Raw genomic sequence first — 2,500 nt, forward strand, 5'->3', positions numbered from 1 at the left:
AAGCTTCGGGGAGCTGGCAAATTAGCTTTGATCCGGAGATTTCCGAATGGGGAAACCCACCGAAAGGTATCGTGCACTGAATACATAGGTGCACGAGGCGAACCGGGTGAACTGAAACATCTCAGTAGCTCGAGGAAAAGACATCAACCGAGATTCCGAAAGTAGTGGCGAGCGAAATCGGAGGAGCCTGCAAGTGATAGCACAAGACTTAGCGGAACGCTCTGGAAAGGGCGGCCATAGTGGGTGATAGCCCCGTACGCGAAAAGACCTGTGTGGTACTGAGCTTGCGAAAAGTAGGGCGGGACACGTGAAATCCTGTCTGAAGATGGGGGGACCATCCTCCAAGGCTAAATACTCATCATCGACCGATAGTGAACAAGTACCGTGAGGGAAAGGCGAAAAGAACCCCGGGAGGGGAGTGAAATAGATCCTGAAACCGCATGCTTACAAAAAGTCGGAGCCCGCAAGGGTGACGGCGTACCTTTTGTATAATGGGTCAGCGACTTACATTCAGTGGCGAGCTTAACCGAATAGGGTAGGCGCAGGGAAACCGAGTCCGAATAGGGCGATTCAGTCGCTGGGTGTAGACCCGAAACCAGGTGATCTATCCATGGCCAGGATGAAGGTGCCGTAACAGGTACTGGAGGTCCGAACCGACTAGTGTTGCAAAACTAGCGGATGAGCTGTGGATAGGGGTGAAAGGCTAAACAAACCTGGAAATAGCTGGTTCTCTCCGAAAACTATTTAGGTAGTGCCTCAAGTATTACCGTCGGGGGTAGAGCACTGTTTTGGCTAGGGGGTCATGGCGACTTACCAAACCAAGGCAAACTCCGAATACCGATGAGTACAGCTTGGGAGACAGAGCACCGGGTGCTAACGTCCGGACTCAAGAGGGAAACAACCCAGACCGCCAGCTAAGGTCCCTAAAATTGGCTAAGTGGGAAACGAAGTGGGAAGGCTAAAACAGTCAGGATGTTGGCTTAGAAGCAGCCATCATTTAAAGAAAGCGTAATAGCTCACTGATCGAGTCGTCCTGCGCGGAAGATGTAACGGGGCTCAAGCCAGTTACCGAAGCTGCGGATTCGCCAGCAATGGCGAGTGGTAGGAGAGCGTTCTGTAAGCCTGTGAAGGTGGCTTGTAAAGGCTGCTGGAGGTATCAGAAGTGCGAATGCTGACATGAGTAGCGTTAAAGCGGGTGAAAAGCCCGCTCGCCGTAAGCGCAAGGTTTCCTACGCAACGTTCATCGGCGTAGGGTGAGTCGGCCCCTAAGGCGAGGCAGAGATGCGTAGCTGATGGCAAGCAGGTCAATATTCCTGCACCGATTACAAGTGCGATGTGGGGACGGATCTTAATAGGTTATCCGGGTGTTGGATGTCCCGGTTTAGGCAGAAGTAGGCGTGCGTCAGGCAAATCCGGCGCGCATATACCGAGGCTGCCGATCGAGCGAGCTTGCTCGCGAAGTAACTGAACGAGGTCCCAGGAAAAGCCACTAAGCTTCAGCTTGTGATCGACCGTACCGCAAACCGACACTGGTGCGCGAGATGAGTATTCTAAGGCGCTTGAGAGAACTCGGGAGAAGGAACTCGGCAAATTGACACCGTAACTTCGGAAGAAGGTGTGCCCTAGTAGTGTGTAGTGAACAACGAAGCATGAACGGGTTGCAAAAAATAGGTGGCTGCGACTGTTTATTAAAAACACAGCACTCTGCAAACACGAAAGTGGACGTATAGGGTGTGACGCCTGCCCGGTGCTGGAAGATTAATTGATGGGGTGCAAGCTCTTGATCGAAGTCCCAGTAAACGGCGGCCGTAACTATAACGGTCCTAAGGTAGCGAAATTCCTTGTCGGGTAAGTTCCGACCTGCACGAATGGCGTAACGATGGCCACACTGTCTCCTCCCGAGACTCAGCGAAGTTGAAATGTTTGTGATGATGCAATCTCCCCGCGGAAAGACGGAAAGACCCCATGAACCTTTACTGTAGCTTTGTATTGGACTTTGAACAGATCTGTGTAGGATAGGTGGGAGGCTTTGAAGCCCGGTCGCTAGATCGGGTGGAGCCAACGTTGAAATACCACCCTGGTGTGTTTGAGGTTCTAACCTAGGTCCATTATCTGGATCGGGGACAGTGCATGGTAGGCAGTTTGACTGGGGCGGTCTCCTCCCAAAGCGTAACGGAGGAGTTCGAAGGTACGCTAGGTACGGTCGGACATCGTGCTAATAGTGCAATGGCATAAGCGTGCTTAACTGCGAGACTGACAAGTCGAGCAGATGCGAAAGCAGGACATAGTGATCCGGTGGTTCTGTATGGAAGGGCCATCGCTCAACGGATAAAAGGTACTCTGGGGATAACAGGCTGATACCGCCCAAGAGTTCATATCGACGGCGGTGTTTGGCACCTCGATGTCGGCTCATCTCATCCTGGGGCTGTAGCCGGTCCCAAGGGTATGGCTGTTCGCCATTTAAAGAGGTACGTGAGCTGGGTTTAAAACGTCGTGAGAC

1 rRNA gene (only partly in view) is annotated in these 2,500 nt (G+C 52.4%); it reads left to right on the forward strand.

The features are described from left to right. Positions 1 to 2,500 (forward strand): 23S ribosomal RNA (locus DY262_RS08955) (it extends past both window edges: 72 nt to the left, 302 nt to the right).

The organism is Hydrogenophaga borbori, from assembly GCF_003417535.1.
Classification (GTDB): Bacteria; Pseudomonadota; Gammaproteobacteria; order Burkholderiales; family Burkholderiaceae_C; genus Hydrogenophaga; species Hydrogenophaga borbori.